The sequence below is a fragment of the Citreimonas salinaria genome, from assembly GCF_900107235.1.
GTDB classification, from domain to species: Bacteria; Pseudomonadota; Alphaproteobacteria; order Rhodobacterales; family Rhodobacteraceae; genus Citreimonas; species Citreimonas salinaria.
On the sequence record NZ_FNPF01000005.1, the window covers coordinates 142,458 to 165,466 of the forward strand.

Annotated in this window: 20 protein-coding genes; 10 read left to right on the forward strand and 10 right to left on the reverse strand. The window is 66.9% G+C overall.

The genetic code is table 11. The features are described 5' to 3' along the window. Positions 1–7 precede the first annotated feature (7 nt). From BLW27_RS08525 to BLW27_RS08540, 4 genes are all read left to right on the forward strand, one after another. On the forward strand, positions 8–961 hold the full coding sequence (locus tag BLW27_RS08525; RefSeq protein WP_089882180.1) for a VOC family protein: 954 nt from the start codon (positions 8–10) through the stop codon (positions 959–961). An 11-nt stretch (positions 962–972) separates the two neighbouring features. Then, positions 973–1,896 (forward strand): methylenetetrahydrofolate reductase, encoded by a 924-nt coding sequence (locus tag BLW27_RS08530; protein ID WP_089882182.1) that lies wholly within the window; start codon positions 973–975, stop codon positions 1,894–1,896. 215 nt (positions 1,897–2,111) lie between these two features. Continuing rightward, positions 2,112–2,318: a cold-shock protein gene (locus tag BLW27_RS08535; RefSeq protein WP_089882184.1), complete on the forward strand. Its 207-nt coding sequence runs from the start codon at positions 2,112–2,114 to the stop codon at positions 2,316–2,318. An 89-nt stretch (positions 2,319–2,407) separates the two neighbouring features. Next, the gene (locus BLW27_RS08540; RefSeq protein ID WP_143042224.1) at positions 2,408–2,665 is read left to right on the forward strand and encodes a hypothetical protein; all 258 of its coding nucleotides are present in this window, start codon (positions 2,408–2,410) and stop codon (positions 2,663–2,665) included. Positions 2,666–2,787: 122 nt separating this feature from the next. Here the strand turns inward: BLW27_RS08540 and BLW27_RS08545 are convergent, their stop codons facing one another. The 3 genes from BLW27_RS08545 to BLW27_RS08555 all read right to left on the reverse strand — a co-directional run bounded on the left by BLW27_RS08545 (position 2,788) and on the right by BLW27_RS08555 (position 6,716). Further along, positions 2,788–4,095: a DNA repair exonuclease gene (locus BLW27_RS08545; protein ID WP_089882186.1), complete on the reverse strand. Its 1,308-nt coding sequence runs from the start codon at positions 4,093–4,095 to the stop codon at positions 2,788–2,790. A gap of 81 nt (positions 4,096–4,176) precedes the next feature. Continuing rightward, complete coding sequence (locus tag BLW27_RS08550; protein WP_089882188.1) at positions 4,177–5,955, reverse strand: methyl-accepting chemotaxis protein; 1,779 nt, start codon at positions 5,953–5,955, stop codon at positions 4,177–4,179. 212 nt (positions 5,956–6,167) lie between these two features. Next, positions 6,168–6,716, reverse strand: coding sequence for a gluconokinase (locus tag BLW27_RS08555; RefSeq protein ID WP_245710818.1), 549 nt, complete (start codon positions 6,714–6,716; stop codon positions 6,168–6,170). A gap of 124 nt (positions 6,717–6,840) precedes the next feature. Here BLW27_RS08555 and BLW27_RS08560 point away from each other — a divergent pair, with 124 nt between their 5' ends. After that, positions 6,841–7,884, forward strand: a complete 1,044-nt coding sequence (locus tag BLW27_RS08560) for a LacI family DNA-binding transcriptional regulator (RefSeq protein WP_089882190.1) — start codon at positions 6,841–6,843, stop codon at positions 7,882–7,884. Positions 7,885–7,892: 8 nt separating this feature from the next. Here the strand turns inward: BLW27_RS08560 and BLW27_RS08565 are convergent, their stop codons facing one another. The 4 genes from BLW27_RS08565 to dctP form a co-directional block, all read right to left on the reverse strand. After that, on the reverse strand, positions 7,893–9,059 hold the full coding sequence (locus BLW27_RS08565) for a M20 aminoacylase family protein (protein WP_089882192.1): 1,167 nt from the start codon (positions 9,057–9,059) through the stop codon (positions 7,893–7,895). 152 nt (positions 9,060–9,211) lie between these two features. Beyond that, the gene (locus BLW27_RS08570; protein WP_089882194.1) at positions 9,212–10,567 is read right to left on the reverse strand and encodes a TRAP transporter large permease; all 1,356 of its coding nucleotides are present in this window, start codon (positions 10,565–10,567) and stop codon (positions 9,212–9,214) included. Positions 10,568–10,570: 3 nt separating this feature from the next. Further along, on the reverse strand, positions 10,571–11,905 hold the full coding sequence (locus BLW27_RS08575) for a TRAP transporter small permease subunit (RefSeq protein WP_089882196.1): 1,335 nt from the start codon (positions 11,903–11,905) through the stop codon (positions 10,571–10,573). Positions 11,906–12,009: 104 nt separating this feature from the next. Further along, positions 12,010–13,107, reverse strand: a complete 1,098-nt coding sequence (gene dctP / locus BLW27_RS08580) for a TRAP transporter substrate-binding protein DctP (RefSeq protein WP_089882197.1) — start codon at positions 13,105–13,107, stop codon at positions 12,010–12,012. A 350-nt stretch (positions 13,108–13,457) separates the two neighbouring features. Here dctP and BLW27_RS08585 point away from each other — a divergent pair, with 350 nt between their 5' ends. Then, a complete protein-coding gene (locus tag BLW27_RS08585; RefSeq protein WP_177177852.1) occupies positions 13,458–15,953 on the forward strand; it encodes a mechanosensitive ion channel domain-containing protein in 2,496 nt (831 codons plus the stop codon). 21 nt (positions 15,954–15,974) lie between these two features. Here BLW27_RS08585 and BLW27_RS08590 read toward each other — a convergent pair whose 3' ends face one another. Further along, positions 15,975–16,877: a LysR family transcriptional regulator gene (locus tag BLW27_RS08590; RefSeq protein ID WP_245710819.1), complete on the reverse strand. Its 903-nt coding sequence runs from the start codon at positions 16,875–16,877 to the stop codon at positions 15,975–15,977. Between the two features lie 128 nt (positions 16,878–17,005). Here BLW27_RS08590 and BLW27_RS08595 point away from each other — a divergent pair, with 128 nt between their 5' ends. The 4 genes from BLW27_RS08595 to BLW27_RS08610 are packed head-to-tail and all read left to right on the forward strand — an operon-like array spanning position 17,006 to position 21,560. Continuing rightward, on the forward strand, positions 17,006–17,956 hold the full coding sequence (locus BLW27_RS08595) for a Bug family tripartite tricarboxylate transporter substrate binding protein (protein WP_089882510.1): 951 nt from the start codon (positions 17,006–17,008) through the stop codon (positions 17,954–17,956). Then, positions 17,953–18,456: a tripartite tricarboxylate transporter TctB family protein gene (locus BLW27_RS08600; RefSeq protein WP_089882202.1), complete on the forward strand. Its 504-nt coding sequence runs from the start codon at positions 17,953–17,955 to the stop codon at positions 18,454–18,456. Before BLW27_RS08595 ends, BLW27_RS08600 begins: the two co-directional genes overlap by 4 nt. A gap of 3 nt (positions 18,457–18,459) precedes the next feature. Beyond that, positions 18,460–19,971, forward strand: a complete 1,512-nt coding sequence (locus tag BLW27_RS08605; protein WP_089882204.1) for a tripartite tricarboxylate transporter permease — start codon at positions 18,460–18,462, stop codon at positions 19,969–19,971. Then, the gene (locus BLW27_RS08610; RefSeq protein ID WP_089882206.1) at positions 19,971–21,560 is read left to right on the forward strand and encodes a gamma-glutamyltransferase family protein; all 1,590 of its coding nucleotides are present in this window, start codon (positions 19,971–19,973) and stop codon (positions 21,558–21,560) included. The genes BLW27_RS08605 and BLW27_RS08610 overlap by 1 nt, the downstream gene beginning before the upstream one ends. A gap of 172 nt (positions 21,561–21,732) precedes the next feature. On the opposite strand, the gene rpsI is transcribed toward BLW27_RS08610, so the two are convergent. Continuing rightward, on the reverse strand, positions 21,733–22,224 hold the full coding sequence (gene rpsI, locus BLW27_RS08615) for a 30S ribosomal protein S9 (RefSeq protein ID WP_089882208.1): 492 nt from the start codon (positions 22,222–22,224) through the stop codon (positions 21,733–21,735). After that, the gene (rplM, locus tag BLW27_RS08620) at positions 22,224–22,688 is read right to left on the reverse strand and encodes a 50S ribosomal protein L13 (RefSeq protein ID WP_089882210.1); all 465 of its coding nucleotides are present in this window, start codon (positions 22,686–22,688) and stop codon (positions 22,224–22,226) included. The genes rpsI and rplM overlap by 1 nt, the downstream gene beginning before the upstream one ends. Positions 22,689–23,009: the final 321 nt, after the last annotated feature.

Sequence of the window (23,009 nt, forward strand, 5' to 3'; positions counted from 1 at the left end):
GTAACCCATGACAGACCCCGTTCAGGACACAGCCCATCTTGGCCATGTCGAGGTCTACACGGACCGCTTCGACGAAAGCCTCGACTTCTTCACGCGGGTCTACGGGCTGAAGATCTCGGGGCGCGACGGGGACAGCGCCTACCTGCGGGCCTGGGACGACTACGAGTTCCACACGCTGAAGCTGACGCGCCACCACACCACGGGCGTCGGGCATATCGGCTATCGCGTCGTCTCGCCCGAGGCGCTGGACCGCCGGGTCAAGGCGATCGAGGCGTCGGGCTACAAGACCCACGGATGGGTGGACGGCGACGCCGGGCACGGCCGCGCCTTCCGGTTCGAGGACCCGTTCGGCCACGTGTTCGAACTGTACTGGGACACCGTGAAGTACGACCCGCCGGCCGATGACCGGCCGGCGCTCAAGAATATGGCCAGCCGTTACCACGCGCAGGGCGTCAGCCCGCGCCGGCTGGACCACCTGAACCTGCTGGCCTCGGACGTGACCGAGTTCCGCGACTTCATGGTCACCTGCCTCGGCAGCCGCGTAACCGAGCAAATCCGGCTGGACAACGGCCGGCTGGGCGGCTGCTGGTTCACCGTGAACAACAAGACCTACGATCTTGCCTGCACCGAGGAGCACGGCCGCGGCGACGGCCGGCTCCACCACATCACCTACGCCACCGATCAGCGCGAGGACATCCTGCGCGCCGCCGACATCTTCCTCGAGAACGGCGTGCATATCGAGACCGGCCCGCACAAGCACGCGATCCAGGGAACGTTCTTCCTGTACGTGTGGGAGCCGGCCGGCAACCGGGTGGAACTGGCCAATGCCGGCGCTCGGCTGATCCTCGACCCCGACTGGGAAACCGTCACCTGGACCGAGGCCGAGCGCAAGCGCGGCCAGGCCTGGGGCCTCAAGACGATCGAGACGTTCCACACTCACGGCACTCCGCCCGCAGACTAGGAGACATTTCCATGGCCATCCTGCGCTTTCCGTTCTGCAAGAAACCCGCGCGTCCAAAGGGCGACATCGCCGACCTGCTGCAGGGCTATTCGATCGAGGTGATGCCGCGCACCGCCGCCAAGGTCGAGGATTTCCGCGCCCTGCTGCCCGAAGGCACGCGCGTCTACATCGCCCATATTGAGGGCACCGAGATCGCCGACATGGTCGGCACCGCGAAGCGCTTGGCGGATGACGGATTCCCGGTCATGCCGCACATCCCTGCCCGCATTGTGCCCGATCGCGCCACGCTGGACGACTGGCTGTCGCGCTACGCCTCCGAAGCCGGTGTCGACCAGGCGCTGGTACTGGCCGGCGGCTCGCGCGAGCCTGTCGGCGAATTCCACAGCTCTATGCAGCTGCTGGAAACCGGGCTGTTCGACAAGCACGGCATGAAGCGCCTGCACGTCGCCGGCCACCCCGAGGGCAACCGCGACATCGACTTCGACGGCAGCACCCGGCTGGTGGACGACGCCGCCACGTGGAAGCAGGCCTTCGCCGATCGCACCGGCGCCGAGATGGCGATGGTCACCCAGTTCGTGTTCGAGGCACAGCCCGTGCTCGACTGGATCGCGCGGCTGCGCTCCGCCGGCGTCACGTTGCCGGTGCATGTCGGTGTTGCCGGCCCCGCCAAGCTGCAGACGCTGCTGAAGTTCGCCGTCGCCTGCGGTGTCGGCCCATCGCTGTCGGTGCTGCAGAAGCGCGCGAAGGACGTCACTCGCCTTGTCGCCCCGTTCGAGCCGACGGACGTGCTGGCCGAGCTGGCGCGCAACCGCAGCAGCGACATCGCCGGCATCCATGTCTTCCCGCTCGGGGGCATCAAGGCCGCCGCGGAATACGCCGCGCGCGTGACCGAGGAAGCCCGCACCAGCTCGCCCAAGCCCAACGCGAAGCCCTGACGGGATCCGCGCGGGCGGCCGATCCATGCCGCCCGCGCGGAAGTTTATTTCGCCGAACCACTTGTGCCATCGACGATTCAGGCGCATGTAGGGCGGGCTAACGTTATCTTTTTCGCTCTGCTGCTTCCGTTCATCCGGCTCAGTTGTACGATCCAGACTGACTTTGCCGGGCTGCCGCATTTCGCGGGCAGCGACAGAAACAGGAGAACACGGATATGGCTACTGGCACCGTGAAATGGTTCAACCCCACCAAAGGCTTCGGCTTCATCGAGCCCGAGTCGGGTGGCCGCGACGTCTTCGTCCACATTTCCGCAGTCGAGCGCGCCGGCCTGACCGGCCTCGCCGATGGTCAGAAAGTGACCTATGACATCGAGCAGGGCCGCGACAACCGAGAAAGCGCCGCCAACCTGGCGCTGGCCTGATCGAATTCGCGGGATGGCGGACACGCCGTCCCGCACCCGACCCGGGCGCCGCGGCGCTCCGGCAGACAAACCCAACGCAAGGCAGGACCATGTTGCCAGAAGGCCCGCCGCCGCCGCAGCGACCGACGCGCCAGGAAACGAAGGCCGACGCGACCGACCGCGCTGCACGCGAAATCATCCGCGACGAAGGCGCCGCACGCGACGCCAAGACGGCCGCTCTGCGCGCCGCGCGCCTTGAACAGGAAGGTGCCGAACCGGCGGCCGACAAGGCGACTTCGGATAAGGCGGGTTCAGGCAAGGCTGCAAAAGCAGCGAAATCCGCGAAGTCGGGCAAGACCGGCAAATAGGGCAACACCCGCAGATCGGGTAGCCCGTCGCTTAGCCTCGGGTCCGCCTTGTGCGGATGTCCAAACCGGCCGGTGCCATCGGGCCGCTGACCACGACCATTCCCCAGTCTCGAACCAAGACCCTAGGTCAGCTCTATCACGCGCAGATCTGGGATTTCGGCCTGCGCCATCGCCACCAGGTGGCGATGATGTGTAAACATGACCGCCTGACCCAGCCGCCCCATCTCGGCCATCAGCGCCAGCGTCGCGCGGGCGCGCGTGTCGTCAAAGGTTTCCAGCACGTCATCGGCGATGAACGGCAGCGGCCCATTGCGCGCGACAAAGTCGGCATGCCCCGCCACCCGCAGCGCCAGGTATAGCTGCGCGCGCGTGCCCGTCGACATCGCGTCCGCGCCGACTGCCGCGCCGTTGCGGATCCCGACAAGGCGCTCATGCGCACCCGCCGGCCGTGTCTCGAGTCGCTCCCACTCGCCCCCCGTCATCCGCACGAAGGCGGCCTGCGTCGCGTCCAGCATGAAGCCCCGACGCTCCTCGCGCAGGCGCCGCATCGCGCCCGCCGCCGCAATGAGGCCGATCCGCGTCTCGGCCGCACGGCGTGCCTGGACGCGCAGCCGAGCGTCCCGCCCGGCCTGGTCGGTGGCGCCGGCGAAATTGACCGGCACGCGCACGAAACGAAGGATGTCCAGCGGGATCTCGCAAATGCGTGGCCCGTCGAGGTCGAGCGTGACGAGCGTGGCCGAGCCGCCCTCGGTCTCGCGCACGCTGCGGCCTTGCGGGATTCCCGGCATCACCGCCATGCGCCCCTCGTCGCGATAGACGGCGCGCTTGTGAATGTGGCCAAGGGCCCAGTATTCATAGCCGTGGCTCAGCAGATCGCTCAGGCCACAGGGCGCGTAGGGATCGTGACCCGGCGCGCCGCCGAGCGACGTATGCATCAGCCCGACATTCACGCGGCCGGGTTCTGGAGACGGATAACGCGGCAGCAAGCTTTCGGGCATGTGCACGGCGGAAAAGCCCACGCCGTGTATCGCGGCGTCACCAATCGTCACGGTTGGCGCGTCCGGCGTCAGGATATGCAGCGCGTCGGACACCGGACCGTAGCGGTCGAGGTCCAGCAGCGCGTCGTGGTTGCCTTGGATCAGCACCGCGGGGATGCGCGCGCGCCACAGCCGCGCCAACTCGGTCGCCAGGGCGGCGCGGCTGACCACGTCGGCCACACCGCGGTCGAACGTGTCGCCCGCGAGCAGAACCGCGTCCACATCCTCGGCGATAGCGGCATCGACGAGCTTGCCCAGCACCTGACGCGACGCCGCGCGCAGATTCTCGCCCATCGCTGGATTGCGCAGCGCCTGCGTCCGCAAAGGCGAGTCGAGGTGCAGGTCCGCGACGTGCAGGAATTTGCCGGTCCCTTTTCGTCCGCCGGACGCCATGACGTCTCGGGCTGACTGTGCAAGGGGTCTCGAACCCTTGCACAATCTCTCGGTGCTGCCGACGCTGGATTCGCGCCGGTCTCAGCCCGCCTGGCGGCGCTGACTGACTGACGGTGGCGCGGACGCGGCGGCTTCAGCCTGCCAAGTCCCCTCCTCCGCACTGCGAATGCGCGACCGGTCGATCTGGAACCGGCTGACGAGCTGCGTCATGGTGCCCGCCTCCGAGCGCAGACGGTGTGCGGTTGTCGCACTGCTCTGCACCATCGCTGCGTTCTGCTGGGTCACCTTGTCCAGATCGCCGACGCCGGTGTTGATCTCGTTCAGGCCTTGGGACTGCTCTGCCGCGCCTGCGGCGATTCCCGACATAAGGTTCGAGATCTCGCCGATCTGCTCGACCACCGCGCCGAGGGCCGTCCCGGCCTCTTCGACGAGCTGGGCACCTTTCTTCACCTGCACCGACGAGCCGAGGATCAGGTCCTTGATCTGGTGGGCCGCTTCCGAACTGCGCTGCGCCAGGGTCCGCACCTCGGACGCGACCACTGCGAAGCCCTTGCCGGATTCTCCGGCGCGGGCCGCCTCGACGCCCGCGTTCAGCGCCAGCAGGTTGGTCTGGAACGCGATGTCGTCGATGACCGTGATGATGTCGGCGATCTTGTCGGACGATTTCTCGATCGCGCCCATGGCGGACATGGCGGCGCGCATGATCTCGTCGTTGCGCGCGGCCTTCTCGCGGGCGAAACCGACCGCTCGGTCGGCTTCGGTGGCGTTGCTGGCTGCGGAACGCACGCTTGCCAGCAGTTGGTCGAGCGCCGCGGCGCTCTGCTCGAGTGTGGCGGCCTGCGTTTCGGTGCGCCCCGACAACTCATCCGCGGCTTCGGCAATCTCCTCCGCGTTGCGGCTGATGCTCTGCGTGTTTCCGGTCACCGCGGCGATCACGTCGTGCAGGCTGTCGATGGCGCGGTTGAAGTTCTGGCGAAGCGCCTCGTATTCCTGCGGGAACGCGTCGGACAGCCGCTTCGTCAGGATCCCGTGGGCCAGCGCGTCGAGTCCGTCGCCTAGGCTGGCGACGACCTTGACCTGAGCCTCGGCCTCACGCCGGCGGATCTCGTCGGCCGCCCGGCCCTTCCTGAGCATCGCGATCATACCCTCGAGATCGCGCGCCATGGCGCCAAGCTCATCCGCGTGGCCGGTCAATGGCATCTCCGTATTGTAATCGCCCGCACCAATCCGAGCGACGGCGCCGCGCAGCTCCGTCAGCGGCTTGCCCAGAACACGCCGGAGCGCCCACAGCGTCAGCGCCATCATCACCACGAAGAGTCCCGCCGCGACAGCGGCGATCAGAGCCTTATCGCGCCGGATCATCGGTTGTGCCACGTCCGCGCGCATGGCCATCGCCAGCACACCCATCGGTTCGGCACCTGCATCGGGCCGGATGGGCACCGCGAGCAGGAGGCCGTTGTCGCCGCGCGCGGGGCCGCGCTCGGACAGGCTTTGCCTAGCCAGCGTCGTCAGCTCGGCATGAGCGGTCTCGTCGCCGGCCATGCCGATGACGACGCCGTCAGCCCCTATCGCCAGCGCGGCAAGGCCGGACTCGTGGGCGGCGTCCAAGGCTTCCTGGACCGTCTGAACGATCTTCTCCTCCACACCGAAGCGCATGGGGGTGACCAGGGCGTTGGTGTAGGGCGGCACCAGTTGATCGGCCTGCTTGACAATCGCCGCGTGAGCCCTGTTCTGCACTGTAGAGAACGCCACCCAGGCCATGCCGCCGGCGACGACGATCGTCGTCAGCGCCATCAGCGCCGCGCATTTCACGAAAACGGACCGAACGTTGAACATGGCATCTTTCGTCGAGGGCATCATGGACTTCTCCGGGTATTGTAAGGCACGGCGGGATCGGACGTACCGTTGCAAGCCGGCGCGCTGTTGCCGGCGGATCGAACCCGGACGCTAGTCCTTGAGCATTGCCACGGGTTTAACGCGAGGTGGCGTTGCCCCGCTGCAACGGCTGCCAAAGTGCTGTGTATTTGAGCGAAATCGCGTCGGCGCGATCAGGGGACCGTGGTCGTGGCGCGTCAGGCCCCTCTACGCGCGGCCCCGCCGGCGAAGGCACATGCCTCGGCGACGATGTCCGAGATCGGGCGGTCGATGTCCGTTCGCAGCACGTCGGCGCCGCGCGGTGGTTCGAGATCGCCGAACTGGCTGTCTATAAGCGACCGGGGCATGAAGTGGTCGGGCCGGCCCGCCATCCGCCGCGAGACCAGCGCGCGGTCACCGTGCAAGTACACGATGCACAATGGTCCGAGCCGCGCCGACAGCCGATCGCGATATGCTCGCTTGAGCGCCGAACAGCCGATCACCGCCCGTCCGGGAACCGCGGCGGCGGCATCTGCGATACGGTCCAGCCAAGCCCAGCGATGCGCGTCCGTCAGGGGCTCTCCCCGCCTCATCCGGGCAACGGCATCGGGTGCGTGATAATCGTCCGCATCGAGGAACGCGGCCCCGAGGGCCTCGGCCAGCGCCTTGCCGATCGTGGACTTTCCGGTGCCGCAAACGCCCATCACCAGAACCGACCGTGCGGACCAGGCGCCCGGATCGTGTGGATACGAACCGTCCTGCTGCATCCACTGCCTCCCCTGCACGCTAATGCGCTGCTCCGGCTCAGAGCGCAGCGCGCGCATGACTTCGCCCTTACAGGCGCACGGGTTATTGACAGCGCAATCATCGGTCAAGGATAGAATGCCGCTAATGCCCGACCGCGCAGCGCCCTCGCCCGCCCCGCCCGTCCTTAAGCGTGCCACGCTTGTGGATGTCGCCGCACATGCGGGAACCTCGACGATATCCGTCAGCCGCGCCCTGCGCCGCCCCGCCATGGTGTCGGAAGGGCTTCGCGCCCGCATCATGCAGGCCGTCCAGGAACTCGGCTATGTTTCTGATACCGCCGCCAGCGCGCTGGCTTCCCGGCGCAGCGGCGTGATCGGCGTGCTGATCCCGTCCGTCGCGGATGCGGTGTTCGGCGATCTTCTGGACGGGCTGTACGACGCGGTCGCCGCGACGCCCTATACCCTTCAACTGGGGAACACACGGAGCGACGCGGCCACCGAAGAGCGGCTCATCCGCATTCATCTGGGACAGCGGCCCGCGGGGCTGATCCTCGCCGGAATAGACCAGTCGTCCGCAGCGCGCGCTGCGTTGGAACGGGCGGAATGCCCGGTCGTGCAGATCATGGACCTGACCGAGAATCCGGTCGACATGCAGGTGGGTTTTTCGCACCACGCGGCGGCGCGCACCGCGACCGGGCATCTTCTGGCGCGGGGATATCACGCTCCGGCCTTCATCGGCGCGCGGATAGACCCGCGAACGGAACGCCGCCTTGCGGGCTATCGCGAAGCGATGGCAGAGGCTGGCCTTGCGCACCGGGCGCGCGTCGTGACGACGCCGAAACCGTCCAGCGTGGGCATGGGAAGCACCCTGTTCCGGCGATTGAGGCAATACGCCCCGGACGCGGACGCCGTGTTGTGCAACGACGACGATCTTGCGTTGGGCGCGCTCTTCGCGGCGCAGCGCGCGGGGCTGTCGGTGGGGCGCGAGATCGGCATCTGCGGCTTCAACGACCTTGACGTGATGGCGGCGGCGTTTCCGGCGCTGACTTCCGTGCGAACGCCCCGGCGCGAGATTGGGGCGGCCGCGTTGTCGATGATCGCGACGCGGCTGTGGGACGGCGACGTCGCACCGCCGATCCGCGACCTGGGGTTTAAGTTGATGGTGCGTGCCAGCACCGAGCGTGTCTGAGCCAAGGTTCAGCCGCGCAGCCGGCTTTCCGCCAGTGTCACCCAGTACGAGCATCCGACCGGGATCACGTCGTCGCTGAAATCATATTCCGGGTGGTGCAGCCCGGGCCCGTCACCGGTGCCCAACTGGATGTATGCGCCCGGGCAGGCCTCGAGCATGAAGGCGAAGTCCTCGGCTCCCGAGGTGCGCGGCGCGTCATCCACGCAAGCGCCCGCCACGTCGGTCGCGGCGGCGACGCAATGCGCAGTCTCTGCCTCGTGGTTCGCCATGACCGGGTAGGATTCCTCGTCAAAGCCGAATTCCGCTGTGGCGCCATAGCTTTCGGCGGTCAGCTTCGCGATCTGCTCGACGCGTCTCAACACCTCGGCGCGGACATCCATGTCGAAGCTCCGGACCGTGCCGCGCAACAGGGCGTGTTCGGGGATCACGTTGAACGCCTCGGATTCGGTGCGGAACGACGTGACCGACACGACGACCGCCTGCTGAGGATCGACGTTGCGCGAGACCACCGATTGCAGCGCCATCACGATGGCCGAGGCCGCCAGCGTGGTATCGATCGTGCTGTTGGGTCGCGCCGCGTGGCCGCCGCGCCCGCGCACGGCGATGTGGAAGCTGTCCACAGCGGCGTAGAAGGCACCCGCGCGGATGGCGAACTGGCCCTTGGGCACCAGTGGCGAGTTGTGCATGCCGTAGATCTCGGAGATGCCGAAGCGGTCGATCAGCCCGTCCTGAACCATCGCCCGCGCGCCGGCATCGCCTTCTTCGGCGGGTTGGAAGACAACCGCGACGGTGCCGTGGAAGTTGCGCGTCTCGGCGAGGTATTTCGCCGCGCCCAGCAGCATTGCGGTGTGGCCGTCATGGCCGCAGGCGTGCATCTTGCCCGCGGCCTTGGACGCGTGCGGCACGCCCGTAGCCTCGACGATCGGCAGCGCGTCCATGTCGGCGCGCAGGGCGATGGTGCGGCCACCGGCGCCGCCGCGCCCGTGGATCAGGCCGACGACCCCGGTGCGGCCTATGCCGGTCACCAACTCGTCGCAGCCGAACTCGCGCAGCTTTTCCGCAACGATCCTAGAGGTGCGCGGCAGGTCGAAGCCCAGTTCCGGGTTCTCGTGCAGGTCGCGCCGCCAAGCGGTGATCTCGGGGTGCAGTTCGGCGAAACGGTTGCGGATGGGCATGATGATCCTCGAATGACAGCGGTGTCGAGTGGTGGCGCATGGCGGGCGCGCGCGCATCGTCTTGCCGCACCGGGGCAGGCGCGGCAAGGCCGCAGGAAAAAGGCCGCCCGCTTGCGCGGACGGCCGGTTCTCGTGACCCATGCGTGGGTTCGTCAGCCGTAGACCAACCTCGGCAGCCAAGTGATGATCTGCGGGAAGATCATGCACAGGACCAGCCCGACCACCTGCAGGAACAGGAACGGCAGTGCGGACTTGAAGATGTCCGACATCGGGATCTCGGCGGGCGCCACACCGCGCAGGTAGAACAGTGCATAGCCGAAGGGCGGCGAAAGGAAGCTCATCTGCATGTTGACCAGGTAGAGCACGCCGAACCACAGCACGAGATCCGCCTCGGAGCCGAGGCCGAAGCTTTCGGGCCCCATGGCGCGGATGATCGGAACGAAGATCGGCACGCACAGCAGCAGGATCCCGACCCAGTCGAGGAACATGCCCAGCACCACCAGCACGATCATCATGATGATCAGGATGCCCCACGGGCCGAAGCCGGTGGCCTCCAGCGCGCCCTGCACGAATTGCTGGCCGCCCTCCAGAACGTAGAGCCCGACGAAGATCGTCGCGCCGAACATGATCCAGATGACCATCGCGCTGGCCTTGAGCGTGGTCAGCGAGGCCTCGCGCACCGTCTGCCAATCCAGCTTGCGATGGATGGCGGCGACGATGAAGGCGCCGAAGGTGCCGATGCCGGCCGCCTCGACCGGGGTCGCGACGCCGCTGAAGATCACGCCCAGCACGATGGCGATCAGCGCGATCGGCGCGGCCATGTTGCCCATCAGCTGGATCTTCTCGCGGGTCGTAATGCGCTCGGCCAGCGGGATGGGCGGACCGAGCTTGGGGTTGATCGTCGCGCGCAGGACGACGTAGCCGATATACATGCCCGACAGCAGAAGGCCGGGGATGACCGCGCCGATGAACAGTTCGCCCACCGATTGCTCGGCCACCACGGCATAGATGATCGCAAGGATCGACGGCGGGATCAGGATGCCCAGCGTGCCCCCCGCCATGATCGAGCCCATGGCGATCTTGGGATCGTATTTCCGCGCCAGCATGGCCGGTAGCGCGATGATGCCCATGGTCACCACCGCGGCGCCGATCACGCCGACCATCGCCGCCAGCACCGTCGAGGCCAGGATCGTGGCAGCGGCAAGGCCGCCCTTCACGCCGCCCAGCACCTTGTAGATGACGTCGAACATCTCGTTGATGATGCCCGCGCGTTCCAGCATCGCCGCCATGAAGATGAACAGCGGGATGGCCGAAAGCTGATAGTTCGTCATCAGCGGGAAAATCCGCGACGGCACGATGTTGAGCGCGCGTGCATCGCCCAGCACCCACAGGAAGACGCAAGCTAGGCCGCCGGTCACGAAGGCCAGCGGCAGGCCGGCCATCAGCAGCGCGAGCAGGCTGCCGAACATGATGAGCGTGAGAAGCTCGATACCGATATCAAGACCCATGGATTACTCTCCCCGCGAGATCGCGCGGATATCCTGCGCAAGTTTCGAAACGCCCTGCAGCACCAGAAGCAGACCGCCGATCACCATGACCCATTTCATCGGCCAAAGAGGAACCTCCCATTCGTTGAAGCTGATCTCGCCCCAGCGGATGTTCGGGTCGGTCCATTGCTGCGACGTCCAGTTGCCCAGCATCTCGAGGAACCCCACGTCGCCGCGCGCCCATTCGCTGACCAGACTGTTGCCGGTGGCGACCGCGTTGGCGTCCAGTGCAAAACGCCAAGACGTGAACAGCAGCGTGAAGGCGAAGATGAAGAAGAAGATCGAGGTGAACAGGTCGACCCAAGCCTTCCGGCGGCGCGACAGCGGCGCGTAGAAGATGTCGACCCGCACGTGGTCCTCGGTCAGCATCGCGTAGGCGCCTGCGATCAGGTATTGCATGCCGAACATCAGGTACATGGATTCATGCGCCCAATTGGTCGGCGAGCCGAAGACGTAGCGGCTGACCACCTCGAAGTAGTAGACGAAGACCGCGATCACCGCCCAGTAGGCGACGAACTCGCCGGCGTTGAGCGAAATGCGGTCGAGGATTCCAGTCCAACCCGTCGAGACGTAGTCGGCATCCTCCTTGCGCTCGCTCTCCTCGAGCCTCTTCAGGGCGATCTCCGCACCGGACATCTCCTCGTGCGCGGGAAGCTTGGCATTCGCCTGCTTGACCAGGCGATTCATCTGTACCGCGTCGATCGCCATGGCGACCAGCAGCACGTAGAACGCCCAGCGGGCGACCGTGCCCCAGTACGCCAGATCCCCGGCCGCCCGCAGCGCGGCAGGCCGCGAGGTTTCGAGGGCCGTCTCTGCTTCCTCTATGCGCGCAACGCCTTCTTCGATGCGCGTCTGCGCGCGCTCGATGTTGCGCTCGGCGCGGCGCACGGCGAAGGATTCCGGATCCTCGGCCAGCGCCTCGTCGAGCGCCCGCTCCATGGCCGGCAACTCGGCCCGGGCGCTCTCGACGCGGCCGGTCTCGCGCTCGAGCACGCTTTCTGCCAGGCGCACCGTGTTGTCGGCGTCCGAGACCACGGTGCGCGCGTCCTGTCCCTGGGCGTTGGCGAACAGGATCACCAGGAAGACGGGGATGAAGGCGAGGCCCCAGAGGTTGCGCAGGTAAAGCCTGTGCAGGCCGAGCATGCCGCCGGTCACGAGGATGAAGTAGCTCAGGCCAAGGCCGTAGCGCCGGCGTTCGAGGCTGCGCGGGCGGTTGGCCAGCGTCATGGCGATCAGCGGAAAGATGATCAACCCGGCCCAATATGCCCAATGGGGCAGGGAAAAGTCGAGACTGGGCATGGAACCCCTCTCATCGTAACGGTGGACGAAATGGCGAAAGCCGCCAGACGGCAGGGCCCGCGCACGCGGCGCGGGCCCGTCTTCTTCGGGTCAGGAGCGAAGGATTACAGATCCAGCGAATAGTCCTCGGTCAGGGACGGATCGACGTAGCCCAGGCTGCCCGACTGCATGTAGTCGAGAATGATCTTGAACACGCGCGCGCTGTCCTTGTCGCGGTTGGCGTATTCGAACCAGATCGGCACCGCCACTTCGGTCATCAGTTCGACGTCGTCCTGGCTCAAGCGCGTGATCTCGGTGCCGTCCGCCTCGAACTTGCCCCAGGCTTCCTGGTCGGCGGCCTGAATCGCGGCGTGGTGCATGTCGGAATAGGCGTGTGTCTCCATCTCGACGAACTGCTTCATCTCGGGCGACAGCGCGTCCCAGGCCTGCTGGCCGACGGTGATGTCCATCATGTCCACCGGCTGGTAGACCGACATGAAACCCGGAGGGCCCATCACGATGTAATCGGTCACCTGGCTGAAGCCGAGCGCGTAGTTCACCGCCGGGCCCACGTAGTCGGCCACGTCGATCGTGCCGCGCTCCAGCGCCGGGAAGATCTCGGACCCCGGAAGAACCGTGGTCTCCGCGCCCAGTTCGTTGAACACGTCGGCGACCATTCCGCCCGGCAGACGCATCTTGCGGCCGCGGAAGTCGTCGATGGAGCGGATCGGCACCTTCGAGTGAATGATGTTCGGGCCGTGGTGGACGGGGCCGACATAGTGCATGCCCTGTCGCGCATAAAGCTCGCGCGCGATCTCGAGCCCGCCGAGACCGTAATAGAAGGTGTCGTATTCGTGCGGGTTGCGCAGGCCCAGCGGGAAGGACGACAGGAAGACACCGGCCGGGATGATCCCTTGGACGTAGATCGTGAACGGGTTCACCGCGTCAAGAACGCCGTTCTTGACCGCGTCGTACAGCTGGAAGTCGCCGACCACGTCGTTGGCGCCGAAGGGCGTGAACGACAGCTGCCCGTCGGTCTTCTCCTCGATGCTGGCGCACCAGTCGCGGAAGATCTGCAGGCCGGCGCCGCCGGGCCAGCTGGTCTGGATCTTCCAGTTGGTCGTCTGTCCCTGCGCGGTGGCGATGTGCGGTGCGGCAAGGCCCGCCGCGCCCATGCCGGCAAGACCGGTCAACGCCCTGCGGCGCGATAAACGATTCGTCATGTCTTCCTCCCAGTTTGAACACCGCTCCGGGGCGGTCGGACCCGACGTCGTTGCGTAAGGTCCCGTCAGATTTAGCGCAGTGCCGAAAACTGGTAAAGAATTCTTTCCGCTTTGGCCGCCATGTAACGCAATCGGAACCTTGGGTGCGGCCCCCGCAACGCCTGTTGCGGGCCCGCTTGCGCCTGTGCCGGCAGCGTCCCGCGGTTGCCCTTCCCGCTGACGCAGGGTACCGAAGCGGGCAAAATCCGGCCACCAATGCGCAAGCGCAGACGCGGCCAAGGCACATGTGACCGAAGGATCAGGGCCTGCACCCAAACGTCCGGCCCGTTCTCAGCAGGAGGCGACACACCATGCGCAACGCGCGACGCCGGGTCGGCGGATTGACCCAGACCTTGTTGGCAGCGGTGTTCACGGTATGCGCCCTCGGCGCCGCGATACCTGCGCTGGCGCAAGAGACCGCGCCGGAGACTCCCGCGGCACCGGCCGAGGCGGCACCTCCGGAAGCGGCCTTGCCCGCCGAGGCGATCGATGCGCTGGTGGGCGTGTTGCAGGACGACGAGGCGCGCGCCCGCCTGCTGGAGGCGCTTCAGGCCGCGCAGCAGGGGGCCGCCGGCGAGATCGCCGAAATGCTCGACGAGGGTGCGCCCGCACTTGCCGTCGAACGCGGACCGTCTCTGGGAACGCAGATCGCCGAGTTCACGCAAGGGCTGGCGCAGGCCACGGTCGCGCAGGTTTCGCGGATCGCCGAAAGCGTTCGCGGCGGCAACGGCACCGTGCTCGGCGGCTTTTCCGGCGACGAACTGAGCGTGCTGTTGCAGTCGTTGCAAAGCCTGTTTCTGATCATCCTGATCACCGTCGCGGTCTTCGCCACACTGCGCGCGCTGCTGCGGCGGCCATTCCAGCGGCTGGGCGCCCGTGCCGCGCAGGCCAACATGGTCAACACCGCGCTGATCTTCATCGGCTCCGTCGCGATCGACGCCGCCATCGTGCTGGCCGCATGGGCGCTGGGATACGCGATCACGCTGTTGCTGCTGGGCGATTACGCCCGGATAGACTTTCGCCAGGCGCTGTATCTCAACGCTTTCCTGCTGGTCGAGATGGTGAAGGTCGCCGTCCGCGCCGTCGTGTCGCCCACCACCGCCGGGCTGCGAATGATCCGGCTCTCGGACCGCGCGGCGATCCTGCTCAACCGCTACGCCAACGTGGTGATCAGCGTGCTGGGCTACGGCCAGCTTCTGGTCGTGCCGATCATGAACCGCAACCTGTCCTACGCCGCGGGAATCGCGGTGTCGGCGGTGCTTTCGCTGGTCGCGCTGCTGTTCGTCGTCTGGATCGTGCTGCGCCACCGCGAGCCGGTGGCAGGCTGGCTGCTGCGCCGCATCGCCCCCGAGCGCGATGCCGCCGCGCCGTCGCGGGTCGAGGCCGAGGACGGCACCGTCACCACGATGGTCGGCGCGGAGGCTCAAGAAGCGCCCGTGGATGAGGCGCATCGGCCCGCCACCACGTTCGAGGCCGCACCCGCACCCGAAGGCGATGGCGAACTGGTCGAGACAGGACCGCTGCCCGAGCGCGAACCGCCGGAGAAGCAGAACGGTGCGCTGGCGACACTGATGCGCAACTGGCACTGGTTCGCTTTGGCATACCTGGCTTTCATGTTCGTCGCCGTCGTGACCCAGCCGACCTGGCGGGTGATCGACTACCTGTTCACCTCGCTTCAGGTGCTGGCCGCCGTGCTGGTCGGGTCCGTGATCCAGGGCGCGCTGGGGCGCTGGCTGCGTTCGGGCATCCGCATCCCCGAAGAGCTGCGCCTGCGCCTTCCCCTGCTCGAGCCGCGACTGAACGCGATCGTGCCGAAGATCATCAACGTGCTGCGCATCATCGTGGCGGTGCTGGTGCTGGCCTACACACTGGACGCAATCGGCCTGTTCGACACCAGCCGCTGGATCGGGACCGAGTTCGGCTTGAACCTGTCCGGCCGGCTGGTGACCGTGCTGCTGATCCTTCTGGCGGCGGCGCTGATCTGGCTCGCGATCAATTCGTGGGTCGATTACCGGCTGAACCCCGATTACGGCTCGATCCCGACGGCGCGCGAGACGACGCTACTGGCGCTGGCGCGCAATGCCGCCATCATCGCGCTGATCATCCTGACGCTGATGTTCACCCTGTCCGAACTGGGCCTGAACATCGGGCCGCTGATCGCCTCTGCCGGTGTGCTGGGCCTGGCCATCGGCTTTGGTGCGCAGAAGCTGGTGCAGGACATCATCACCGGTGTGTTCATCCAGTTCGACAACGCCATGAACGTGGGCGACGTGGTCAGCGTAGGCGGCACGTCCGGCGTGGTGGAGAAGCTGACCGTGCGCTCGGTCTCGCTGCGCGATCTCAACGGCACCTACCACATCATCCCGTTCTCGTCGGTCGACATGGTGTCGAACTTCATGCGCGACTTCGCCTATCACCTCGCGGACATGGGCATCGCCTACCGCGAGGATACGGACGAGGCGCGCAAGGCGATGTTCGATGCCTTCGACGAGTTGATGAAGGACCCCGAACACAGCCCGACTATCATTGGCGAACTGGAATGGTTCGGCCTGCAATCGCTGGGCGACAGCGCGGTGGTCCTGCGCGCCCGGATCAAGACGCTGCCGGGCAAGCAATGGGGTGTCGGCAGGGCCTACAACGGCCTCATCAAGCGCATCTTCGACGAACGCGGCATCGAGATCCCCTTCCCGCACCGCACCATCTACCTGGGCGAAAGCAAGTCGGGCAGGACGCAGACCCTGCGCCTGCACGACGCGGATCGCGAGGCCGAAGGCGGAAGCGAGGGTGCCGAGGACCGCGGATCCTGATCGCGTCGCGGCGGCGGCGCCTCAGGCCGGCGCCGTCGCGGCTTCCTCTGCGGGCAACGCGTCCAGCCCCAGGTTTTCGGCCTGGGCACGCAGCGCGTCGCGCATGTGGTCCAGCACATCGGAGCGCGAAGAAATCTGCCGCCGAACCAGCCCTACGCGCCGGGTGATGCGGGCGCCACCGAAGGGCTGCACGTAAAGCCCGCCCGCGGGCGCGTCCAGCAGCGCGATCTTCGGCACCACGGCAACGCCGAGACCGGCGATCACGCAGCCCACCACCGAGGGCATCGTGTTGGCGACGGCGATCTCGCGCACGGGAACGCCCATGTCCGAAAGCTCGGTCTCGATCTGGCGCGCCAGCGGCACCTGCGTTTCGTAGCGGATGAAGGGCAGCCGGCGGAACAGCTGCCGCTCGGTCGCGCCGGCCAGCGCGGCCGGGGCCACCAGCATCAGCGGCTCGGACAGGATCGGCGTCCAGACCAGCCCCGGCGACACGCCCACATTGTCGGCGACCACGGCCGCGTCCAGCCGGCCCGATGCCACGTGCGACATCAGCGTTTCGGACATTCCGACCTGCAAGTTGAACGACAGGTTGGGATGCGCATCGCGCATCCGCGAAAAAGCCTCGGGCACGAGGCGCGTGGAAAATGTGCGGATCGCCCCGAATCCAAGAACTCCGCCCGTGCGGCCGCCGGAAATCGCAGCGCGGGTCTCGACCATGATCTGCAGCATCTGCCGGGCCGCGCGCACCACTTCGTCGCCCTTGGCGTTCAGCTGAGGAGGTCGCTTTGTCCGGTCGAAGAGCGACGCGCCCAGTTCCGCCTCAAGCGCCTGAATCTGCTGGCTGATCGCAGACGCGGTCAGGTTCACGATCCGTGCGGCGGCGGCGAAGCTGCCGGTATCGTCGATGGCGACGAGTGTCTGCATCTGGCGGGTGTCCATCCGGCGCCTGTTAAGCATCCCTTAATCAAAAAGCAAACACAAATCGCTTTCGACAGTAATTCTGGGTGGCTACCCTGTGCTCCATCCGCGTCACCAGACACATGGAGCACAGCATGAGCCTACTGAAATCCGCAGCCCTTGGCCTGGGCGTCGCCCTGGCCTCGGCTGCCGGCCCCGTTGCCGCGCAGGACTACCCCGAACGCCCGGTCGAATTCATCGTTCCGTGGTCGCCCGGCGGCGGCAGCGACACGCTGATGCGCCTCGTCGCCAACAACATCGAACCCTATCTCGGCGTCGAGATGCCGGTGATCAACATGCCGGGCGTCGGCGGCACCGTCGGCCTGCAGGAAGCGTCGCGCCGCGACGCGGATGGCTACACGATCAGCCAGGTGCACGAAGGCCTGCTGGCCGCCACCGCGACCGGCCTGACGGACCTTGCCTGGGACGATTTCGACCCGATCGCGCTGATGACCTCGTCGCCGCAATACCTCGTGGCCAGCGCGGACCAGCCCTTCGACACGCTGCAGGGCATGGTCGACTACGCCAAGGAGAATCCCGGCGAGCTGACCATCGGCGTCACCCTTGGCGGCGTGCCGCACCTGCACGCGGCGATGATCGCCGAGGCCTACGACATCGACTGGCGCTATGTCGGCTACGAGGGCACGGGCGAGCGCATCCGCGCGCTGGTCGGCGGCAACCTCGACCTCGCGATCGGCGACATCTCGTCGGCGCTGCAATTCGTCGAGAACGGCGACCTGGTGTTCTTGGCCACCGGCGCGACCGAGCGCGACGAGCAGACGCCCGACGTGCCGACCTTCATGGAGGAAGGCGCCGACCTGGACCTTGCGATCACCCGCGGCATCGTCATGCCCAAGGGCTCTCCGCAGGAGGCGCGCGACACGATGGAGCAGGCGCTGAAAGAGCTGTCCGAGGACGAGACCTTCGTCACGCAGGTCAACAATGCCGGCGCCGAAGTCGCGTTCCGCGGCCAGGACGCCTATACGCAGTACCTGTCGAACCTGAACGACACGGTCGAGCGCCTGGCCGAGGTCATCGCACCTTGAGCCACGCGCCCGAAACCACGACACAGCCGGGCGACATCGCCCGGCTGATTTCCTATGTCGCGCTGTTCGCCGTCTCGGCCGGCCTGTTCGTGGAGGCGGCGATCATCCCTACTTCAAGATTCGAGGTGCTGGGCGCCGGCGCCTTCCCGATGATGGTGCATGGTGTGCTGATGGCGCTTCTGGCGCTGGCGATCATCCGGTCGTTGCGCACAATCCCCGCGCAGGCGTATGCCGCGTTCCCCTCCGTCGCCCTGCGCTGGGCCCGCGACAAGCGGCTGGTGATCGTCACCTTCCTGTTCCTCGCCGTATACCTGTCGGTGATGCCCCTGCTGGGCTACCCGCTGGCAACGCTGGGCTTCCTGCTGGTGCTGACCGCCACGCTCGCGCCCAAGACACCCGCCTCGATGGCGGTGACGGTGGTGCTGGCCCTTGCCTTCTCGTTCGGGCTGAACTGGCTGTTCGCCGAGGTCTTCAACGTCTTTCTGCCGCGGGGATCGTAAGCGATGGATGCCTTCCTGACGGGCGCCGCCGAAGTGCTGGCGCCGACAACCCTGCTTTACATGCTCATGGGCTCCATCGCCGGCATCATCGCCGCCGCGATCCCGGGCTTCACCGTCACCATGGCGATCGTGCTGACCCTGCCGCTGACCTTCGCGATGGAGCCGCTGACCGGCATCTCGGTCATGCTGTCGGTCTACGTGGGCGGCTACACCGGCGGTCTGATCTCGGCGGCCCTTCTGGGCATCCCCGGGACGCCCTCGGCCGTGGCCACCACGTTCGACGCCTTCCCGATGGCCCGCAAGGGCGAGCCCGGCCGCGCCCTTAGCCTCGGCGTCTGGGCATCGTTCTTCGGCACGATCATCTCGACGATCGTGCTGATCATCGCCGCGCCGCCTCTGGCGATCTTCGCGGTCAAGCTGGGCCCGTGGGAGTATTTCGCGCTGATCGTCTTCGCGCTGACCATCGTTGCCAGCCTGGTCGGCCATTCGCTGGAGCGCGGGCTGATCGCGGCGATGATCGGGCTAGCGATCTCGACCATCGGCACGGACCCGATGATGGGCCGCCCGCGCTTCGACTTCGGGCTCGAGATTCTGGCCGCGGGCCTGCCCTTCCTGGTCGTGCTGATCGGCATCTTCGCCATCTCGCAGCTTATCTCCGAGGTCGAGGACGCGAACGCCATCAAGAAGGGCGAGAAGCTGATCGAGGGCGAGATCGACTTCAAGACCTGGGCGGTGATGCGCGAGGTGCTGATGCGCCCGGTGAACCTGCTGCGCTCGTCCATCGTGGGCGTGCTGATCGGCGCGCTGCCGGGTGCGGGTGGGTCGATCGCCAACCTCGTGGCATACGACCAGGCCAAGCGGTCGTCGAAGACCCCCGAGAAGTTCGGCGAGGGCATCGCCGACGGCGTCGTCGCGTCCGAAGCGGGCAACTCGGCCACCGCCGGTGGCGGGCTGATCCCGCTGATCGCGCTGGGGATCCCAGGCTCGGCGGTCGACGCGATCCTGATGGCGTCGCTGATGGTGCACGGCATTTCCGTCGGGCCGCGGCTGATCATGGACAACGCCGACCTGGTCTACGGCATGTTCCTGGCCATGGCGGTGTCGAGCCTGATCATGCTGGTGGTCTGCGTGCTGTCGATGCGCGCCTTCCTGCGCGTGGCCGAGGTGCTGAAATGGGTCGTCGTGCCTGCGGTGCTGACCTGCTGCGTGGTCGGGTCCTTCGCGCTCAACAACCGGGTGACCGACCTGTACCTACTGGGGTTCGTGGGCTTGCTGGGCTACGCGCTGCGCGCGCTCGATTATCCACTGGCCCCGCTGGTGCTGGGCGTGATCCTCGGCCCCATCGCCGAGACCAACCTGCGCCGCGCGCTGATGACCGATCCGGACTGGACGCTGTTCCTGACCCGGCCCGTCAGCCTGCTGTTTCTCGTCGCCGCGACCGCCTCGGTCGCCTGGGCCGTGCGCACGCACCTGAATCGCCGCGCCGTCGACCTTACCGGAAAGGACCCCACCTGATGCATCTTCGCCACGACGGCCTCTACCCATCCCGCCGTTCTCCCGTTCTCGCCGACAACGTGGTGGCCACGTCCCAACCGCTGGCGACGCAGGCAGGGCTTGCGATGCTGGTGCGCGGTGGCAACGCGGTCGATGCCGCCATCGCCACCGCCGCCGCGCTGACCGTGCTCGAGCCGACCGGCAACGGACTGGGATCGGACGCGTTCTGCATTCTGTGGGACGGCAAGGAACTGCACGGGCTCAACGCCTCGGGTCCCGCGCCCGCCGGCTGGACGCCCGACCGCTTCCCGAACGGCATGCCGTTCCGCGGCTGGGAGTCGGTGACCGTTCCGGGCGCCATCGGCGCCTGGGCCGCCGTGTCCGAGCGGTTCGGCACCCTGCCCTTCGCCGACCTGCTGCAACCTGCCATCGGCTATGCCGAGAGCGGATATACCGTGTCGCCGGTGATCGGTGCGCTTTGGGCGCGCGGTGCCGAAAGCCTCGGCGACCAGCCCGGCTTTGCGTCCGCCTTCATGCCCGGCGGCCGCGCGCCCAAGGCTGGAGAGCGTTTTGCCAGCGCGGATTTCGCGCGCTCGCTGCGGCTGATCGCCGAGACGAAGGGCCGCGCCTTCTACGAGGGAGAGCTGGCCGAGAAGATCGCCGGCTTCGCGGCCGAGCATGGCGCCGCGCTGACACGCGATGACCTCGCCGCCTATTCGCCCGAGTGGTGCGGCACGATCAGCGGCGGGTTCGACGACACGCAGCTGCACGAGATCCCGCCGAACGGCCAGGGCATCGCCGCGATCATGGCGCTGGGGATGCTCGAGCACACCGGGGTCCGCGATCTCGACCCCGACAGCCCCGCCGCGCTGCACCTGCAGATCGAGGCGATCAAGCGCGCCTTCGCCGACCTGCACGCCTTCGTGGCCGACAGCCGGTATATGACCGACGTCACCCCCGAGGCTCTGCTGGATCCGGCCTACGTGGCGCAGCGCGCCACGTTGATCGACCCCGACAAGGCGCAGGACATCGGCCCCGGCGCGCCGAAGAATGGCGGCACCGTCTATCTTTCGACGGCGGATTCATCGGGCATGATGGTCAGCTTCATCCAGTCGAACTATGCCGGCTTCGGCTCGGGCGTGGTGGTGCCGGGCACGGCGATCAGCCTGCAGAACCGCGGCGCGGGCTTCGTCACCGACGAAGGCCATCCAAACCGCGTCGCGCCGGGCAAGCGGCCGTTCCACACGATCATCCCCGGCTTCGTGATGAAGGATGGCGCGCCCGACATGAGCTTCGGCGTCATGGGCGGCCCGATGCAGGCGCAGGGACACGTGCAGATGGTTCTGCGCTGCCAGCACTGGGGCCAGGACGTGCAGACGGCCATCGATGCGCCGCGCTGGCGCTTCGTTGAGGGGGATCAGGTCGCATGCGAGGCATCCATGTCCGAGGCAACGCGCGACGCGCTTGGCGCGATGGGGCACGCCATATCGGTGGAGCCGCCCGACAGTGCCTTCGGCTTCGGCGGTGCGCAGCTGGTCCGGCGGCTGCCAGGCGGCGGCTACATGGCAGGGTCCGATCCGCGCAAGGATGGTCAAGCGGCGGGCTTCTGACGCCTTTCCTTGGTACTTGCGCCGCAGCCTGAATGGGGTCCGATGTCTTTCCTTCGGACCCCAATACCTTCGAGAGCCACGAAACGCCTAGACGCCGCGGTCGCGCGTGAAGCGCAAAAAACGGCCGCGGGATCCCGCGGCCGTTTCGCAATTTCGAGGCGCGTGTGACGCCTCAGCGCTTCGAGAACTGGAAGCTGCGGCGGGCCTTGGCACGGCCGTACTTCTTGCGCTCGACCACGCGGCTGTCGCGGGTCAGGAAGCCTGCCGCCTTCAGCGCGGGGCGCAGCGACGGATCATAGAGCTGCAGCGCCTTCGAGACGCCGTGCTTGACCGCGCCGGCCTGGCCCGACAGGCCGCCGCCCTTGACGGTCGCGTAGACGTCGAACTGGCCCTCGACACCGGCAACGGTGAAGGCCTGAGCCAGGATCATCTGCAGAACGGGGCGCGCGAAGTACTCGTTCATCGGCTTGCCGTTGACCATGACCTTGCCCGAACCCGGCTTGATCCAGACGCGCGCGACGGCGTCCTTGCGCTTGCCGGTGGCGTAAGAGCGGCCCAGCTTGTCGCGGACGGGCTCACGCGGAGTTTCCAGTTCGGTCGCGGGGGTCTCGATGCCGCCGGCCACCTGGCCCAGCTCTTCGAGGGACGTGATCTGATCAGCCATTATTTCGACACCCGGGTGTTCTTGGAGTTCTTCGACTTGACGTCCAGAACCTGCGGGTTCTGGGCCTCATGGGGATGATCGGCGCTTGCGTAGATGCGCAGGTTGGTCAGCTGCTGACGCGCCAGGCGGTTGCCGGGCAGCATGCGCTTGACGGCCTGATAGACCACGCGCTCGGGATGGGCGCCGGTCAGGATCTGGTCCTTCGTGCGCTCCTTGATGCCGCCGGGATGGCCGGTGTGCCAGTAGAAGTTCTCGTCCCGCTTCTTGCCGGTCAGCTGGACCTTGTCGGCGTTGACGATGATGACGTTGTCGCCCATGTCCATGTGCGGAGTGAAGCTGGGCTTGTGCTTGCCGCGCAGCCGCATCGCGACGATCGAGGCGAGCCGGCCGAGAACGATGCCTTCAGCGTCGATCACGATCCACGACTTCTCGATATCCGCGGGGGTCGCAGAGAAGGTTTTCATGTGTGGTCCCATTTGTTGGGGGGTGGCCATTTCTGCAAGACGGCCGGACCGGGCCGACGCCTTGAATTCGATGGGCGGGTTATACGCGCCCCGGCGGCGCAGTCAAGCGGGACATGGTGCGGATTATGACGTGAATTCAGCGGCTTGAAATTACGGTAATTGTATACCTCACGCCTAGTGGTATCCTGGCCCGGCAGCGAGGTGCGGTTTTATCCAAGTCGGAAATGCGGCGCATTCGATGCGCATTCGTCTACAATGCGATCGAGTCTCCGCGCGAAACCTAGATTCCGGCACCACCATCGTTTCCAGATCAAGGACGAA

Excerpts from the sequence above, each read along its gene's own strand:
- BLW27_RS08525 (WP_089882180.1), top strand. The coding sequence starts at position 8 with ATGACAGACCCCGTTCAGGACACAGCCCATCTTGGCCATGTCGAGGTC.
- BLW27_RS08545 (WP_089882186.1), bottom strand. The coding sequence starts at position 4,095 with ATGGCGTCCGGCGGACGAAAAGGGACCGGCAAATTCCTGCACGTCGCG.
- BLW27_RS08595 (WP_089882510.1), top strand. The coding sequence starts at position 17,006 with ATGAGCCTACTGAAATCCGCAGCCCTTGGCCTGGGCGTCGCCCTGGCC.
- BLW27_RS08555 (WP_245710818.1), bottom strand. The coding sequence starts at position 6,716 with ATGCAGCAGGACGGTTCGTATCCACACGATCCGGGCGCCTGGTCCGCA.
- dctP (WP_089882197.1), bottom strand. The coding sequence starts at position 13,107 with ATGACGAATCGTTTATCGCGCCGCAGGGCGTTGACCGGTCTTGCCGGC.
- rplM (WP_089882210.1), bottom strand. The coding sequence starts at position 22,688 with ATGAAAACCTTCTCTGCGACCCCCGCGGATATCGAGAAGTCGTGGATC.
- BLW27_RS08540 (WP_143042224.1), top strand. The coding sequence starts at position 2,408 with ATGTTGCCAGAAGGCCCGCCGCCGCCGCAGCGACCGACGCGCCAGGAA.
- rpsI (WP_089882208.1), bottom strand. The coding sequence starts at position 22,224 with ATGGCTGATCAGATCACGTCCCTCGAAGAGCTGGGCCAGGTGGCCGGC.
- BLW27_RS08565 (WP_089882192.1), bottom strand. The coding sequence starts at position 9,059 with ATGCCCATCCGCAACCGTTTCGCCGAACTGCACCCCGAGATCACCGCT.
- BLW27_RS08550 (WP_089882188.1), bottom strand. The coding sequence starts at position 5,955 with ATGATGCCCTCGACGAAAGATGCCATGTTCAACGTTCGGTCCGTTTTC.
- BLW27_RS08535 (WP_089882184.1), top strand. The coding sequence starts at position 2,112 with ATGGCTACTGGCACCGTGAAATGGTTCAACCCCACCAAAGGCTTCGGC.
- BLW27_RS08585 (WP_177177852.1), top strand. The coding sequence starts at position 13,458 with ATGCGCAACGCGCGACGCCGGGTCGGCGGATTGACCCAGACCTTGTTG.
- BLW27_RS08610 (WP_089882206.1), top strand. The coding sequence starts at position 19,971 with ATGCATCTTCGCCACGACGGCCTCTACCCATCCCGCCGTTCTCCCGTT.
- BLW27_RS08605 (WP_089882204.1), top strand. The coding sequence starts at position 18,460 with ATGGATGCCTTCCTGACGGGCGCCGCCGAAGTGCTGGCGCCGACAACC.
- BLW27_RS08570 (WP_089882194.1), bottom strand. The coding sequence starts at position 10,567 with ATGGGTCTTGATATCGGTATCGAGCTTCTCACGCTCATCATGTTCGGC.
- BLW27_RS08590 (WP_245710819.1), bottom strand. The coding sequence starts at position 16,877 with ATGCAGACACTCGTCGCCATCGACGATACCGGCAGCTTCGCCGCCGCC.
- BLW27_RS08575 (WP_089882196.1), bottom strand. The coding sequence starts at position 11,905 with ATGCCCAGTCTCGACTTTTCCCTGCCCCATTGGGCATATTGGGCCGGG.
- BLW27_RS08530 (WP_089882182.1), top strand. The coding sequence starts at position 973 with ATGGCCATCCTGCGCTTTCCGTTCTGCAAGAAACCCGCGCGTCCAAAG.
- BLW27_RS08560 (WP_089882190.1), top strand. The coding sequence starts at position 6,841 with ATGCCCGACCGCGCAGCGCCCTCGCCCGCCCCGCCCGTCCTTAAGCGT.